At 70.8% G+C, this 15,990-nt stretch carries 9 protein-coding genes; 7 read left to right on the top strand and 2 right to left on the bottom strand.

Features of this window, described 5'->3' with window-relative positions; all coding sequences use genetic code 11:
• Positions 1 to 21 precede the first annotated feature (21 nt).
• From AC6CKD_RS10945 to AC6CKD_RS10935, 3 genes are all read left to right on the top strand, one after another.
• The gene (locus AC6CKD_RS10945; protein WP_498326798.1) at positions 22 to 879 is read left to right on the top strand and encodes a sugar ABC transporter permease; all 858 of its coding nucleotides are present in this window, start codon (positions 22 to 24) and stop codon (positions 877 to 879) included.
• 76 nt (positions 880 to 955) lie between these two features.
• Complete coding sequence (locus AC6CKD_RS10940) at positions 956 to 2,572, top strand: glycoside hydrolase family 13 protein (RefSeq protein ID WP_498326796.1); 1,617 nt, start codon at positions 956 to 958, stop codon at positions 2,570 to 2,572.
• Positions 2,569 to 3,579, top strand: coding sequence for a LacI family DNA-binding transcriptional regulator (locus AC6CKD_RS10935; protein WP_498326794.1), 1,011 nt, complete (start codon positions 2,569 to 2,571; stop codon positions 3,577 to 3,579). The genes AC6CKD_RS10940 and AC6CKD_RS10935 overlap by 4 nt, the downstream gene beginning before the upstream one ends.
• A gap of 978 nt (positions 3,580 to 4,557) precedes the next feature.
• Here AC6CKD_RS10935 and AC6CKD_RS10930 read toward each other — a convergent pair.
• The gene (locus AC6CKD_RS10930; RefSeq protein WP_498326793.1) at positions 4,558 to 5,028 is read right to left on the bottom strand and encodes a DUF6415 family natural product biosynthesis protein; all 471 of its coding nucleotides are present in this window, start codon (positions 5,026 to 5,028) and stop codon (positions 4,558 to 4,560) included.
• A gap of 127 nt (positions 5,029 to 5,155) precedes the next feature.
• Between AC6CKD_RS10930 and AC6CKD_RS10925 the strand changes: the two genes are divergently transcribed.
• Positions 5,156 to 6,421, top strand: coding sequence for an NsdA family TPR-like regulatory protein (locus AC6CKD_RS10925; RefSeq protein ID WP_498326792.1), 1,266 nt, complete (start codon positions 5,156 to 5,158; stop codon positions 6,419 to 6,421).
• Between the two features lies 1 nt (position 6,422).
• Positions 6,423 to 6,737 carry a 4a-hydroxytetrahydrobiopterin dehydratase gene (locus AC6CKD_RS10920; RefSeq protein ID WP_498326791.1) on the top strand — a complete coding sequence of 105 codons (315 nt, stop codon included), beginning with the start codon at positions 6,423 to 6,425 and terminating at the stop codon, positions 6,735 to 6,737.
• A 261-nt stretch (positions 6,738 to 6,998) separates the two neighbouring features.
• On the opposite strand, the gene AC6CKD_RS10915 is transcribed toward AC6CKD_RS10920, so the two are convergent.
• Positions 6,999 to 7,733 carry a hypothetical protein gene (locus AC6CKD_RS10915; protein WP_498326790.1) on the bottom strand — a complete coding sequence of 245 codons (735 nt, stop codon included), beginning with the start codon at positions 7,731 to 7,733 and terminating at the stop codon, positions 6,999 to 7,001.
• 1,091 nt (positions 7,734 to 8,824) lie between these two features.
• Between AC6CKD_RS10915 and AC6CKD_RS10910 the strand changes: the two genes are divergently transcribed.
• The gene (locus AC6CKD_RS10910; RefSeq protein ID WP_498326789.1) at positions 8,825 to 10,576 is read left to right on the top strand and encodes a carbohydrate-binding module family 20 domain-containing protein; all 1,752 of its coding nucleotides are present in this window, start codon (positions 8,825 to 8,827) and stop codon (positions 10,574 to 10,576) included.
• A gap of 41 nt (positions 10,577 to 10,617) precedes the next feature.
• On the top strand, positions 10,618 to 15,987 hold the full coding sequence (gene pulA / locus AC6CKD_RS10905; protein ID WP_498326787.1) for a pullulanase-type alpha-1,6-glucosidase: 5,370 nt from the start codon (positions 10,618 to 10,620) through the stop codon (positions 15,985 to 15,987).
• The last annotated feature ends 3 nt before the right edge of the window (positions 15,988 to 15,990 follow it).

Raw genomic sequence — 15,990 nt, 5'->3', positions numbered from 1 at the left:
TCCGCGAGTTCCCCGAGTTCCGTGAGTTCAGTGAAGGCGGCCGCCGGCCGCCCGCGCGGCACCCGCTCCCCGCTCGCCTCCGCCGGCCTGCACGCCACCCTGACCGTGGCCGCCGTGATCGCCGTCTTCCCGGTGCTGTGGGTCCTGCTGACCTCCCTCAAGCCCGCGAAGCACGCCATCTCCACGGACTTCGTCAAGGAACCGACCCTCGACAACTACGGCTACCTGCTGGAGTCGACGTCCTTCCTCTCCTGGTTCGGCAACTCCGTCCTGGTCGCCGGCATCACCACCGTCCTCGGGGTGTTCATCGCCGCCACCACCGGATACGCCGTCAGCCGCTTCAAGTTCCCCGGAATGAAGCCGCTGATGTGGACCCTGCTCATCACGCAGATGTTCCCGATGGCCATCCTCATCGTCCCGCTCTACAACCTCATGGGAGACCTGGGGCTGCTGAACCAGCCGCTCGGCCTGGTGATCACGTACCTCACCATCGCCGTGCCGTTCTGCGCCTGGATGATGAAGGGCTTCTTCGACACCATCCCGGTCGAGATCGACGAATCCGGCCGCGTCGACGGGCTCAACCCCTTCGGCACCTTCTGGCGCCTCATCCTGCCGCTCGCCAAGCCCGGCCTCGCCGTCACCGGCTTCTACGCCTTCATCACCGCCTGGGGCGAGGTCGCGTACGCCTCCGCCTTCATGGTCGGCGACGAGAACCTCACCCTGGCCGGCGGACTGCAGACCTTCGTCACCCAATACACGTCCAACTGGGGTGCGATGAGCGCCGCTTCCATCCTCATCGCCATCCCCGCGGCGTTCTTCTTCCTCTTCGCCCAGCGTCACCTCGTCGCCGGGATGACGGCAGGCGCGACCAAGGGCTGACCCGCCCCCGCGCGCACGGGCCGACCACCCGGTGCCTGCCCCCTCTCACCCCCGGCCCGACCCATTCAAGGACGACATGACCCAGCACCTCGCCGCCGAACCCTCGCTGGACGGCCTCCCCACCTCCACCGGCACCCAGCCCGGCTGGTGGAGAGAAGCGGTGATCTACCAGGTCTATCCGCGCAGTTTCGCCGACTCCAACGGAGACGGCATGGGGGACCTCGAAGGCATCCGCAGCCGACTGCCCTACCTCAAGGAACTCGGCGTCGACGCCGTGTGGCTCAGCCCCTTCTACGCCTCGCCGCAGGCCGACGCGGGCTACGACGTCGCCGACTACCGGGCCATCGACCCGATGTTCGGCAGCCTCCACGACGCCGACGCCGTGATCCGCGAAGCGCATGAGCTGGGCCTGCGGATCATCGTGGACCTGGTTCCCAACCACTGCTCCGACCAGCACGAATGGTTCAAGCAGGCGCTGCGCGAAGGTCCGGGGACCCCGCTGCGCGAACGCTTCCACTTCCGCCCGGGGCGGGGCGACGGCGGCGCGGAGCCGCCCAACGACTGGGAGTCCATCTTCGGCGGACCCGCCTGGACCCGGGTCGCCGACGGCGAGTGGTACCTGCACCTCTTCGCGCCCGAGCAGCCCGACTTCAACTGGGAGCACCCGGCGGTCCAGGACGAGTTCCGCTCGATCCTGCGCTTCTGGCTCGACCTCGGCGCCGACGGCTTCCGCATCGACGTGGCCCACGGCCTGGTCAAGGCCCCCGGCCTGCCGGACCTCGGCCGCGGCGAACAGCTCAAGCTGCTCGGCAACCAGGTGCTGCCCTTCTTCGACCAGGACGGCGTCCACGAGATCTACCGCTCCTGGCGCCGGGTCCTCGACGAGTACGCCGGCGACCGCATCGGCGTCGCCGAGGCGTGGACGCCCAGCGCCGACCGGACGGCCATGTACCTGCGGCCCGACGAACTGCACCAGGCCTTCAACTTCCACTACCTGAACACCGGATGGGACGCGCAGGCGCTGCGCGCCACCATCGACGAGTCCCTGGACGCCATGCGCCCGGTGGGCGCGCCGACGACGTGGGTGCTGTCCAACCACGACGTGGTGCGTCATGTGACGAGGTACGGGGGAGGGGCGGAGGGCCTGGCCCGGGCGCGGGCGGCCGCGCTGCTCATGCTGGCGCTGCCCGGATCGGCGTACGTCTACCAGGGCGAGGAGCTCGGCCTGCCGGAGGTCGTCGACCTCCCGGACGCCGTCCGCCAGGACCCGGCCTTCGCCCGCGGCGCCGGCCAGGACGGCCTGCGCGACGGCTGCCGCGTCCCGATCCCGTGGTCGGGCACCGAAGCCCCGTACGGCTTCGGTGAGGGCGGCAGCTGGCTGCCGCAGCCGGCCGACTGGGCGGGCCTGAGCGTGGCCGCGCAGACCGGCGACCCGGCCTCCACCCTGGAGCTGTACCGCGCCGCGCTGCGCCTGCGCCGCGCGCACCCGGAGCTGGGCGCGGGCGACGCGGTGGAGTGGCTGGAGGCCCCGGCGGGCGTCCTGGCCTTCCGCCGGGGGGACTTCACCTGCACGGTCAACACCACGGCCGAGCCGGTACGGATGCCCGCGCCGGGCACCGTACTGCTGGCGAGCGGGGACCTGCCCGACCCGTCGGAGCTGCCGGCCGACACGGCGGTGTGGTGGCGGGGATGACCTCCCCGCTGCGGCTGACGGACATCGCCGCGCAGGCCGCGGTCAGCGAGGCGACCGTCAGCCGCGTGCTCAACGGCAAGGCGGGCGTGGCGTCCGGCACCCGGCACAGGGTGCTGGCCGCCATGGACCTGCTGGGCTACGAACGCCCGGTCCGGCTCCGCAGGCGCAGCAACGGCCTGGTCGGTCTCCTCACCCCGGAGCTGACCAACCCCATCTTCCCGGCGTTCGCCCAGGTCATCGAGCAGACCCTGGCGGGCCACGGCTACACCCCGGTGCTGTGCACGCAGACCCCGGGCGGCGCCACCGAGGACGAGCTGGTGGAGCAGCTGGAGGAGCGCGGGGTCACCGGCATCGTGTTCCTGTCAGGCCTGCACGCGGACTCCTCGGCCGACCCGTCCCGCTACCAGCGGCTCGCGGCCCGGGGGGTCCCGTTCGTCCTCATCAACGGCTTCAACGAACAGGTCCAGGCCCCCTTCATCTCCCCGGACGACCGCGCGGCGGCGGAGATGGCGGTCCGCCACCTGGAGGACCTGGGCCACCGCAGGATCGGCCTGGCCATCGGCCCGACCCGCTACGTCCCCTCGGCCCGCAAGGAGGCCGGCTTCGTCGCCGCCCTCCCGACGGCGGCGGCCGACGGCCTGATCCAGCGCACCCTGTTCACGGTCGAGGGCGGCCACGCGGCGGGCGGAGCCCTCCTGGACCGGGGCTGCACGGGCATCGTCTGCGGCAGCGACCCGATGGCACTCGGCGTCATACGGGCGGCCCGCGAGCGGGGCCTGCGCGTCCCGGAGGACGTCTCGGTCGTCGGCTTCGACGACTCCCCGCTCATCGCCTTCACCGACCCCCCGCTGACGACGGTCCGCCAGCCGGTCCGCGCCATGGCCACGGCGGCGGTGGGCGCCCTCCTGGAGGCGGTCGCCGGCACCCCGGTGCAACGCACGGAATACGTCTTCCAGCCGGAACTGGTGGTCCGGGGGTCCACGGGGCAGGGGCCGACGCCATCGTGACGGCGCCGGTGCCGCCATCGTGACGGCGCCGGTGGCCCGCCCGGCGCTGTCCGGCCCTGGAGCGCCAGAGGCCTGCCTCCCCGGTTCCGGGGAGGCAGGCCTCTGGCATGCCCGGCGGACGGTGGCGAAAAATCATGTTATGGCCCCTTCTGTCCCGCCTCTGGAGCGCTATTCTGAAAGCAGGTCTGCGGGATGAGCGAGGGAGTTCAACCGGAGTAGCCGACTTTGGCGGAGAGCTTTTGAGGCCGCCGGGGCCGACGTCGACGGTCGGGCTGAGAGGCCGGAAGGTCGCAAGACCGGAAGGCGACCCCCACTACCTGATCCGGGTAATGCCGGCGCAGGGAGCCCGTCTCGTAGGCCGTTTCTGCATGTCCGGGGTCAGTAGGCTGCGGGTTGGTCGGTGGCTGCGTGGGGTGCCGGGCGGCGTCCCGGCAGTCGAGCGTCCTTCCGTGGTGGGACGGTCCGTCAAGGGCGCTCCCTGCGGTCGCGTCGCTGCGCGATGGCCTTCGGCCACCCTTGACGGACCGTCCCACCACGGAAAAACACAAGACTTCCGGGATCCCCCGGGGAATGGCCGGGGGGAGGACCTGGGAGGAGCGGGCCCGTCTGAGATGCGCAGCCCTTCTCCGGCCGGCGGTCATCCGTACACGCCCCCGGCAGGACCGTGACCCCGGCCGGAACAGACGCGCGGGGCGGTCAGAGCATCCAGGGCCGGGCGCCTGGACACCCTTCCCGTGACCTTTGACCGCCACCACGAGCGAGAAGGGGACGGGAGCGACCTCAGGGTCGGTGGGCGCGACAGATCGCTACACACTCTCGCTCGGCTCAGCGACAGCGGGCCGTCTTGGGCTGGGAAGCCTCTGCGTACGACCGTTGGCCCTCGCAGGCGCCCTCTGTGTGGTCAGTCGGTGCTGGCGACGATGACGGCTAAGACTCCGAGGGCGATCAGGACGTAGAGGATCTGCCGCAAGCGCTCGGTCACCGGTCACGCGCCCGAATCGGCCGGCACTCCGGATCCGTCCGCTCGTGAGTGTGCTGGTCTGGGCGGGCGCCGGACATTGAATGCCCGGGGATTGTCTCGTAGTCCTCACCCAGGATCGGTCGGTCGCAGAGGCAACAGAAGCGGGTTGCTGGGCGCTCGGAGTCACTGAGAACTGACGTCAAGGCCCGCGCAATTCTGGCCAGGCCGCGGGCGTGATTCCAATGCGCGTTCGGTTCGGAAGTCCGTGGGCCTACCGCTGAGGTGTACTCCCATTCCTCGACCGCATTGGAGGCTCGCGGGCCCCGCCGGCTCTGGGGAATGCGTTTCACGGCATCGTGGAGTTGCTGACCGCAGGTGATGAGGTCATCGACGAGCTGTGCCACGCCCTCAGCGGACGGGCGCTCCGGATACGGGCCAAGAGCCGCGGTGATCAACTCCTGGATGTTCCTGCCTGCTTGCGTCGTCACCGTTTACCCCGGTTCGTCAGCGCGTTCTGTGGTTGTAGGTGGATGATGTCGCTGCACGCAGATGGGCGGATAGGCCATCGCGTGGCCATCGATGGCCACGTGGCGGCCATGGCCGGGGATACGCGCGATGACATCTCACACTGGGGCCATGGGCCACCGAAACGACACGCTCAGGGCGGCCCGACTTCGGGTCGGATGGCGCAGCATGGACGCCGCTGCGGCGGCACTCAGCCTTCACGGGCAGCGGTTCCTTGACGACCGCTCGTACGAGGTGTCCGCACGAACGTGGCGGCGTTGGGAAGGCACCAGCCCGGGTTGGCCGTCGGAAGAGACGGCGGCCGTGCTGCACGATGCTCTCGGCCGATGGCCCGAGGACCTCGGTTTCCGAGTACCTGTCGGCTGTGTCCGACCTGAAGCCCACCCAGAGGACGACGTGAAACGCAGGACGTTCGTATCTGTCACGGCGGCCGCGCTCATGCCCGGACCCGTTGCCACGCAGCATGTCGACCCAGCCCTCATCGACTACTTCCAGCAACAGCTGGAAGGTCACTACCGCGCCGACATGTTTCTTGGCCCTCATGATCTTGTCGGCACCGTCAGCGCGCAGTTCCAGCTCATCGACAAGCTCGTCCGCAGTGCGAAGGGAGAGACTCGCCGCGGACTTCTTCGCGTGGGTGCCGCATACGCCGCGCTCGTCGGCTGGCTCTACCAGGACGCCGGAGACCTTGGCGCGGCCGCGTTCTGGCGTGGCGTAACGCAGGAGATCGCGGCCCGCGCCCGGGATCCGCACCTTGTCGGGTACTCACTCGTCAACCTCGCCCAGGTTCGCACCGACCTCGGTGACGGGCACGGCGTAATCGACCTGTGCGAGGCGGTACTTGATGACGGTCGCATCGTCCCCAAAGTACGGGTCATGGCGATGCAACAGCAGGCCCACGGTGCGAGTCTCACGGGTGACCGGACCGCCGTCGACCGCCTGATCGACGCTGCGGGTGGGCTCATCGCCCGCGTGGACGACGACCTGCCGTGGGGTAACGCCTGTCGGCGCACGCCGGGCTACCTTGAGGTGCAGCGAGCCACCTGCTACGGCCGTCTGGGCCTGGGCCGGGAGGCGGAGTCGTTGTGGTCGCAAGTCCTGGACGCGGTTCCCGCGACCGCCCGGAGGGACCGCGGCGTGTACCTCGCCCGGCACGCCACGGCGGCCGCCGTGGCCCGGGAACCAGAACAGGCACTGGAGATCGCTCGCGCGGCAGTAGAGATCGCGACAGAGACCCGGTCCGCGCGCATGCTGCGCGAACTGCACGCGCTGGAGCGGGAGATGAGGCCGTGGCACGATGCTCCGGTAGGCCGGGACGTCGCGGAGGTCCTGGCGCCCGTGAACGAGGGGAGCTGACATGGGTGTACCGAAGCCGTTGTCCGACGAGGCGATCGCCGAGCACCTGGCCGGGCTGCCGGGGTGGGAGCGCAAGGGCGATGAGATCACCCGAACCTACGAGATCCGCTACCACGCGGCCGTCGCCGCGATCGTGACCATCGCGGACCGGTCCCGACGTATCCAGCACCATGCTGACCTGGACCTCCGCATCGACAGTCTGCGCGCGTCGATCACCACGCATGATGCCGGCCACCGCCTGACCCACGCGGACTTCGACCTCGCACACCGCATCGACGCCATCGTGGCCGCGCACCAGGCACTCCCGCTGGACTGACCCCGGACGCACGAGAGCACCCCCCTTCGGATACCCGAGGGCCGAGAAGGGCCGTTGTGCTGGACGGCCTCGAGGTGTTTTCGCCATGCGCTCCGTCGCTCGATGCATGGATCTGACACCCCGCTCCCATGGATTCAGCAGGCACGGCGGAAGACGGCGTAGCCCCGCGACGGGGTGGGGGCTTGGCAGTCCAGGGGGAATCTGTGGGCGAGGCTGACACCGCCGAGACAGCCGTGGAGATGGTGGTGGACCGGGGCAAGGCTAGAAGAGGCCGGCTGACCAGTGCTGCGGGAGGTTCCCGACGATCGTGCGCAGCCATGGGCTGCGCACGGCCGGTAGCCGGGCCAGGGCGTGCCGGAAGGCTTTTTGGTCCGGCTGGAACAGGCAGTTGGGGCGCGGTGGAAGTGGATCGTCGCGGAGGGCGTCGTGGGGCATGCGGCCCGAGGCGGGAACGGGTAGGTAGGGCGGCGGAAGGGCCATCCACAGCCACACCCCCAGCGGCACCGGCACCAGGTGGGCCGATGCGGCCAGGCCGGTGGGTGTCCACGGCAGACCCGTCTGCGGATGGACCGGGACGATCAGGATGTCCATGGATGCGTCGGGCGCAGGCTGTCCCGGTCCGGCAAGGACGGCGCGCCGCATCGGCGGTCCCGTCGGAAGCAGTGCGTCGAGGGCGCGTTGGAACACGTCCGCGACAAGGCCGCTCGGAACCTTCACCGGGCGCCCTTCGGAGGCTGACAGCAGGTGGGCGAGCGCTTGGCCGGCCGCGGCCTCCCAGTGCGGACTCCACGACCAGTAGTGGTCCAACCCGAGCCTCCCTCCGTATCCTCCCCATCTGCCAATCGGCTCGTACGGGGGTATGCCCTCCCCTTCCTCCAGCAGTTCCTCCCAGGAAGGCGGTTCGGCGTCGACACCGTCGACGAGGAGGCGGCGCACGGCGTCTGGAGCGAGCCACACCGCTTGCCAGAGCGAGCAGTCGTCGATTCTGCTCGCCACGGCCAACCCGCACGTCAGGCAGGCCAGGTTGGGGCCGTCACTCCCGTCGAGCCCGCAACAGGAACCGCTGTGCCTCTCGGGCATCAGTCGCGTACCGCGGGTGTCTCCGGGTGCGATCACGATCGTCTCGGCCGAGGTCTGTGCGTGGGCCGGTGCGTGGATTCCGCGGGCCTCAGCCCCTCCGCCGGATCGATCAAGCGGTCGCCAAGGCTGGCCCCAGGGCTCCGGCGACACGGCGAACGTCCCCGGCTCCATGAGTACCGGCATCCGGGCCCCGTTCCCGTACTTCTGATGGGCATGGACAGGGAGACAGACCTGCGACAAAGGGACGGTCAGCTCGGCATCACACCTCGCGCAGACGAAAACGAACAAGGACCCCTCCCGGTGGGAAACAGACGCATCGTTGCACCTCGGTGGCCACCGGCCAATGCGTTTTCTGGTCCGCTGGGGTGCCTGTCCCCTGTCCGGCCACAGACGGTCGGTAGCCACTAAGCCGAGTGGGAGCGTGTAGCGATCTGTCGCGCCCACCGGCCCTGAGGGTCTTCTCATCCACCTCTCGCTCGTGGTGGCGGTCGACGGTCACAGGAAGGGTGTCCGGGCGCCCGGTCCTGGATGCTCTGATCGCCCCGCGCGTCCGTTCCGGCTCAGCTTTCCGGTCCTGCCGGGGCCGTGTGCGGATGACCACCGGCCGGGGCGGGCGCGGGCATCTCAGACGGGGCCGCTCCTCCCTACTCCTCCCCCCGGCCATTCCCCGGGGGGATCCCGGGAGTCTTGTGTTTTTCCTTGGTGGGACGGTCCGTCAAGGGTGGCCGAAGGCCATCGCGCAGCGACGCGACGTAGGAGCGCCCTTGACGGACCGTCCCACCACGGAAGGACGCTCGACTGCCGGGACGCCGCCCGGCACCCACGCAGCCACCGGCCGGCCCGCAGCCCAAGTGCCCCCGCCCCCGACTCCGTCCGGAAACAATTCTGCAATCTCTTGCGCAAGGTCTTGCAGCCGTTCCGCCTGGCACCTACGGTCGCTGCAATCCCCAACTCGGCCGTGACCGGTCCCCACCCGGTCCGTGCCTCTCCGCCAGGAGGAACACCGCATGTCAACCCGTGCTCGCGCCGTCAGAGCCGCCGCCGCGCTGCTTTCCGTATCCGCCGTCACCGCCGTGGCCGCCCTCGCCGTCGTAGGGGGGTCCGCCCAGCCGGCCGTGGCCGCCGCGCCGGGTGAGAAGGACGTCACCGCCGTCATGTTCGAGTGGCGGTTCGATGCCGTGGGCAAGGCCTGTGCGGAGAGCCTCGGGCCCGCCGGGTACGGCTACGTCCAGGTGTCGCCCCCGCAGGAGCACATCCAGGGCAGTCAGTGGTGGACCTCGTACCAGCCCGTCAGCTACAAGATCGCCGGGCGGCTGGGTGACCGGACCGCCTTCAAGGCCATGGTCGACGCCTGTCACGCCGCCGGTGTGAAGGTCGTCGCCGACTCCGTCATCAACCACATGGCGGCGGCGGACGGGACCGGGACGGGCGGGAGTTCGTACACGAAGTACAACTACCCCGGCATCTACTCCGGCGGCGACATGGACGACTGCCGGTCCTCGATATCGAACTACGGCGACCGCGGGAACGTCCAGAACTGCGAGCTCGTCCAGCTCGCCGACCTGGACACGAGTGAGGACTACGTGCGCGGCCGCATCGCCGGCTACCTCAACGACCTGCTCTCCCTCGGCGTCGACGGCTTCCGGATCGACGCCGCCAAGCACATGCCCGCCGCCGACCTCGCCAACATCAAGTCGCGGATGTCGAACCCCAACGCCTACTGGAAGCTGGAGGCGATCCACGGGGCGGGCGAGGCCGTCTCGCCGAGCGAGTACCTCGGGAGCGGGGACGTGCAGGAGTTCCGCTACGCGCGGGACCTCAAGCGCATCTTCCAGGGCGAGAACCTCGCCTACCTGAAGAACTTCGGGGAGGCGTGGGGGCACATGCCCTCCGGCCAGTCCGCCGTCTTCGTCGACAACCACGACACCGAGCGCGGCGGTGACACCCTCAGCTACAAGGACGGGTCCTCCTACACGCTCGCGAGCGTCTTCATGCTGGCGTGGCCCTACGGGTCGCCCGACGTGCACTCCGGCTACGAGTGGACCGACCGGGATGCCGGCCCGCCCAACGGTGGTGCGGTGAGCGCCTGTTACGCCGACGGGTGGAAGTGCCAGCACGCCTGGCGGGAGATCTCCTCCATGGTCGGCTTCCGCAACTCCGCGCGCGGCCAGGCCGTCACCGACTGGTGGGACAACGGCGGGGATCGCATCGCCTTCGGTCGGGGCGCCAAGGCGTACGTGGCCATCAACCACGAGTCCTCGGCGCTGACCCGGACGTTCCAGACCTCCCTCGCGGGCGGCGACTACTGCGACGTGCAGAGCGGCCGCACGGTCACCGTGGACTCCGGCGGGCGGTTCACCGCCACCCTCGGCGCCGGGACGGCCGTCGCCCTGCACGTCGGCGCCCGCGGGTGCGGAGCCACTTCCACCCCCAGCCCCACTCCCACCCCGACGTCCACCCCCGCCACCGCCGGTGCTTCCTTCGCCGTCAACGCCACCACCGTCGTCGGCCAGAACGTCTACGTCACCGGTGACCGCGCCGAGCTCGGCAGCTGGAACACCGGCGCCGCGCTCAAGCTCGACCCGGCCGCCTACCCCGTCTGGAAGCTCGACGTCACGCTCCCGCCCGGCACGGTCTTCGCGTACAAGTACGTCCGCAAGGACGCCGCCGGGAACGTCACCTGGGAGAGCGGAGCCAACCGCTCCGCCACGGTCCCCGCCAACGGCAAGGTCACGCTGACCGACACCTGGCGCAACTGACCCTCCCGCCCCACCCCGTCCCGCACCCGAGGAGATCCGCCTTGATACGCCCCGCCCTCGCCGGCGCCGCGGGAGTGCTCGCCGCCACCCTGGCCGTGACGCTCCTGCCCGCCCTGCCCGCCGCCGCGGCGGCCGCCGCCAAAGCGCCACCGGCCCCGCCGTCCGACGCCAAGCTGGCCGCCGAGTCCGCACGGCACGACCTGACCCGGGAGCAGTTCTACTTCGTGCTCCCGGACCGGTTCGCGAACGGCGACCCGCGCAACGACCGGGGCGGGCTGACCGGCTCCCGGCTGGAGACCGGCCTGGACCCGACGGACAAGGGCTTCTACCAGGGCGGGGACCTCAAGGGGATCACCGACCGGCTGGACTACATCAAGGGGCTCGGCACCACGGCCATCTGGATGGCGCCGATCTTCAAGAACCAGCCGGTGCAGGGGACGGGCAAGGACGCCTCGGCCGGCTACCACGGATACTGGATCACCGACTTCACCCAGGTCGACCCGCACTTCGGGACCAACGCCGATCTGGAGCGGCTGATCGACAAGGCGCACGGGAAGGGGATGAAGGTCTTCTTCGACGTCATCACCAACCACACCGCCGACGTCGTGGACTACCGGGAGGCGTCCTACGGGTACCTGTCCAAGGGCGCCTTCCCGTACCTGACCAAGGACGGCGTGCCGTTCGAGGACTCCGACTATTCCGGGGGCCGGGGGAAGTTCCCGAAGACCGACGGCGACTCCTTCCCCCGTACCCCGTTCGTCCCCGCGGCGAAGAAGAACCTGAAGGTCCCGGCCTGGCTCAACGACCCGACGATGTACCACAACCGGGGCGACTCCACCTTCGCCGGCGAATCCTCCGACCAGGGCGACTTCTTCGGCCTCGACGACCTGTGGACCGAGCGTCCCGAGGTGGTGGAGGGGATGGAGAAGATCTACGAGAAGTGGGTCGAGGAGTTCGACGTCGACGGCTTCCGGGTCGACACCGTCAAGCACGTCGACACCGGCTTCTGGACCCAGTGGGCCACCGCCCTCGACGCGTACGCCGCCCGGCAGGGCCGCAAGGACTTCTTCATGTTCGGCGAGGTCTACTCCGCCGACACCGCGATCACCTCCCCGTACGTGACCCGGGGCCGGCTGGACGCCACCCTCGACTTCCCGCTCCAGGAGGCGATCCGCTCGTACGCCGCCCAGGGCGCGGAGGCCGGGCGGCTGGCCTCCGTCTTCGGCGACGACTACCGGTACACCACCGACAAGGCGAACGCCTACGAGCAGGTCACCTTCCTCGGCAACCACGACATGGGCCGCTTCGGGACCTTCCTGAAGCAGGACCGGCCGGGGGCGGGGGAGCAGGAGCTGCTGGACCGGTACCGGCTGGCCAACGAGCTGATGTTCCTGTCCCGGGGCAATCCGGTGATCTACTCCGGCGACGAGCAGGGCTTCACCGGCGCGGGCGGGGACAAGGACGCCCGCCAGCCCCTCTTCGCCTCCCGGGCGGCCGACTACCTGGACGACGACCAGCTCGGAACGGTGCGCACACACGCGAGCGATGCTTACGATCCGGAGCACCCGCTCTACAAACAGATCAGTGCTCTCGCGAAGCTGACCAAGGACCACCCGGCGCTCCGGGACGGCGTCCAGAGTGAACGTTTCTCCAACGGTTCGGCCTACGCCTTCGCCCGCACCGACACCCGCACGCGCACCGAGTACCTGGTCGCGGCCAACAACGCCACCGAGCCCCGCACCATCGAACTCGACGCCCCGGCCGGCTCCCAGTACCGCACCCTCTACGGAGGCACCGCGCTGCTCCGCTCCTCGGCCGCCGGCAAGCTGACCGTCCCCGTCCCGGCCCTCGGCTCCGCCGTCCTCCAGGCGATCGCCCCGGCCGCCAAGCCCACCGCCGAGCCGGCCCTCACCCTCAAGGCCCCGGCCCCCGGCGCCACCGGCACCGTCGAGCTGTCGGCCGAGGTCTCGGGCGACCCCCTGAGCCGGGTCGTCTTCGCCGCCCAGACCGGCACGGACAAGTGGCGGGTCCTCGGCTCCGCCGACCACGCCCCGTACAAGGTCACCCAGTTCATCGACGCCGACGTGGCCGCCGGCACCCCGCTGCGCTACAAGGCCGTGGTCGTCGACTCGCTCGGCCGCACCGCGAGCGCCCTCGCCGCGTCGGCCGCGGGGCAGACCCCGCCCGCCGAGGTCCCCACCGCCACCCAGCGCGACTACGCGATCGTCCACTACAACCGCCCCGACGGCGACTACGCGAACTGGCGCCTGTTCGCCTGGGGCGACATCGCGGAGGGCGAAGCCACCCCCTGGCCCGCCGGGCACGACTTCACCGGCCGCGACGCCTACGGCGCCTTCGCCTACGTGCGCCTCAAGCCCGGCGCGAGCAGCGTCGGATACCTCGTCATCGACAAGGACGGCACCAAGGACGTCGCCGCCGACCGCACCATCGACGTGACGAAGACCGGCGAGATCTGGCTGGAGCAGGGCAAGGAGCCCGCCCGCACCGACCGCCCCGCCCACCCGCCGCAGGACCAGTCGAAGGCGGTCCTGCACTACCAGCGCCCCGACGGCGCCTACGAGGGCTGGGGCCTGCACGTCTGGACCGGCGCGGCGACGCCCACCGACTGGTCCAAGCCGATCCTCCCCACCCGCACCGACTCCTACGGCGCCGTCTACGAGGTCCCCCTCGCCGCCGGAGCCACCAGCCTCAGCTACATCCTCCACAAGGGCGACGAGAAGGACCTCCCGTCCGACCAGTCCCTCGACCTGAAGAGCAACGGGCACGAGGTGTGGATGCTGGGCGGCAAGGAGAAGTACCTCCTGCCGCAGCCCGCCGGCAGCGCCGCCGCCCTGGACCTCACCAAGGCCCAGGCCGTCTGGATCGACCGCGACACCGTCGCCTGGAACGCCCCGCCCGCCGCGGCCTCCCTCCAGCTCCTCGCCTCCCGCGAAGGCGCCGTCAAGGCCGAGAACGGCACCCTGACCGGCCGGGCCCAGTGGCTGCGCCTGGCCAAGACCGAGCTGACCGCCGCCCAGAAGGAGAAGTACCCGCACCTGGCCGCGTACGCCGCCTTCACGGTCGACCCGCGCGACCGGGACCGCGTCCGCGAAGCCCTGCGCGGCCAGCTCGTGGCCAGTGCCCGCGCCGCCAACGGCGCCGTCCTCGCAGCCACCGGCGTCCAGCTCGCCGGGGTCCTCGACGACCTCTACACGACGCAGGCCGCCCTCGGCCCCGTCTTCAAGGACGGCCGCCCCACCCTCTCCGTCTGGGCCCCGACCGCCCAGCAGGTGACCCTCGAACTCGACGGCGGCCGCACCGTCGCCATGCGCCGCGACGACACCACCGGCGTCTGGTCGGTGCGCGGTGAACGCGACTGGACCGGCAAGCGCTACCGCTACGCCGTCACCGTCTGGGCCCCCAGCACCGGACAGGTGGTCCGCAACCTGGTCACCGACCCGTACTCCACCGCGCTGACCACGGACTCCGCGTACAGCCTGGCCGTGGACCTCACCGATCCGAAGCTCGCCCCGGCCGGCTGGCGCGAGCTGAAGAAGCCCGCGCCCGTCCCCTTCACGTCCGCGCAGATCCAGGAGCTGCACATCCGCGACTTCTCGGTCGCCGACCGCACCAGCGCCCACCCCGGTCAGTACCTGGCCTTCTCGGACACCGCCTCGGCGGGCATGCGCCACCTGCGCGACCTGGCCGCCGCCGGAACCTCGTACGTCCACCTCCTGCCCGCCTTCGACATCGGCACCATCCCCGAGAAGCCCGAGGACCGCACCGAGCCCGCCTGCGACCTGAAGGTCTACGCCCCCGACTCCGAGGAGCAGCAGGCCTGCGTGTCCGCCGCGGCCGCGAAGGACGCGTACAACTGGGGCTACGACCCGCTGCACTACACGGTCCCCGAGGGCTCGTACGCGAGCGACCCGAACGGCACGGCCCGCACGGTGGAGTTCCGCCGCATGGTGCAGTCCCTGAACGGCGCGGGCCTGCGCACGGTCATGGACGTGGTCTACAACCACACCGTGGCCGCCGGCCAGTCCGACAAGTCGGTGCTCGACCGCATCGTCCCCGGCTACTACCAGCGGCTGCTGGCCGACGGCTCCGTCGCCACCTCCACCTGCTGCGCCAACACCGCCCCCGAGAACGCCATGATGGGCCGCCTCGTCGTGGACTCGGTGGTCACCTGGGCCAAGCAGTACAAGGTCGACGGCTTCCGCTTCGACCTCATGGGCCACCACCCGAAGGCCAACATCCTGGCCGTGCGCGCCGCCCTCGACGCGCTGACGCCCCAGAAGGACGGGGTCGACGGGAAGAAGATCGTCCTCTACGGGGAGGGCTGGAACTTCGGCGAGGTCGCCGACGACGCCCGCTTCGTCCAGGCCACGCAGCGGAACATGGCCGGCACCGGCATCGCCACCTTCTCCGACCGCGCCCGCGACGCGGTCCGCGGCGGCGGACCCTTCGACGAGGACCCGCGCGTCCAGGGCTTCGCCTCCGGCCTGTTCACCGCCCCCAACACCGCCCCGGCGAACGGCACCCCGGAGCAGCAGCGCGTGCGGCTCCTCCACGACCAGGACCTGATCAAGGTCGGACTGACCGGCAACCTCGCCGCGTACGCCTTCACGGACTCCACCGGACGCGCGGTCAAGGGCTCCGAGGTGGACTACAACGGAGCCCCGGCCGGGTACGCGGCAGCTCCCGGCGACGCGCTCGCGTACGTCGACGCCCACGACAACGAGACGCTCTTCGACGCCCTGGCCTTCAAGCTCCCGGAGGGCACCTCGCCGTCCGACCGGGCCCGCGCCCAGGTCCTGGCCATGTCCGTGGCCGCCCTCTCCCAGGGCCCGGCCCTCTCCCAGGCGGGCACGGACCTGCTCCGCTCCAAGTCCCTGGACCGCAACTCCTACGACAGCGGGGACTGGTTCAACGCCATCCACTGGAACTGCGGGGACGGCAACGGCTTCGGCCGCGGCCTGCCCCCGGCGGCCGACAACCGCGCGAAGTGGCCCTACGCGAAGCCCCTGCTGGCAGCGCCCGCACCCGGCTGCGCGGAGATCGGCGGCGCCTCGTCCGCGTACCGGGACCTGCTGAAGATCCGTACGACGGAACCGTCCTTCGCCCTCACCACCGCCGAGGCGGTCCAGGCGAAGCTGGCCTTCCCGCTCTCGGGGCCCCAGGAGACCCCGGGCGTGATCACGATGGCCCTGGGCGACCTGGTGGTGGTCTTCAACGCGGCCCCCACCGCCCAGACCCAGCGGGTCCCGGCCCTCACGGGCACGGCCTACGCCCTCCACCCGGTCCAGGCCTCGGGCACGGACCCGGTGGTCCGGCAGGCGGCGTACGACCCGGCGAAGGGGGAGTTCGCCGTCCCGGCCCGCACGGCGGCGGTCTTCAAGCGGGGATGACGG

The organism is Streptomyces sp. GQ60 (assembly GCF_059758875.1).
This window is presented reverse-complemented; position numbering and strand designations above follow the sequence as displayed.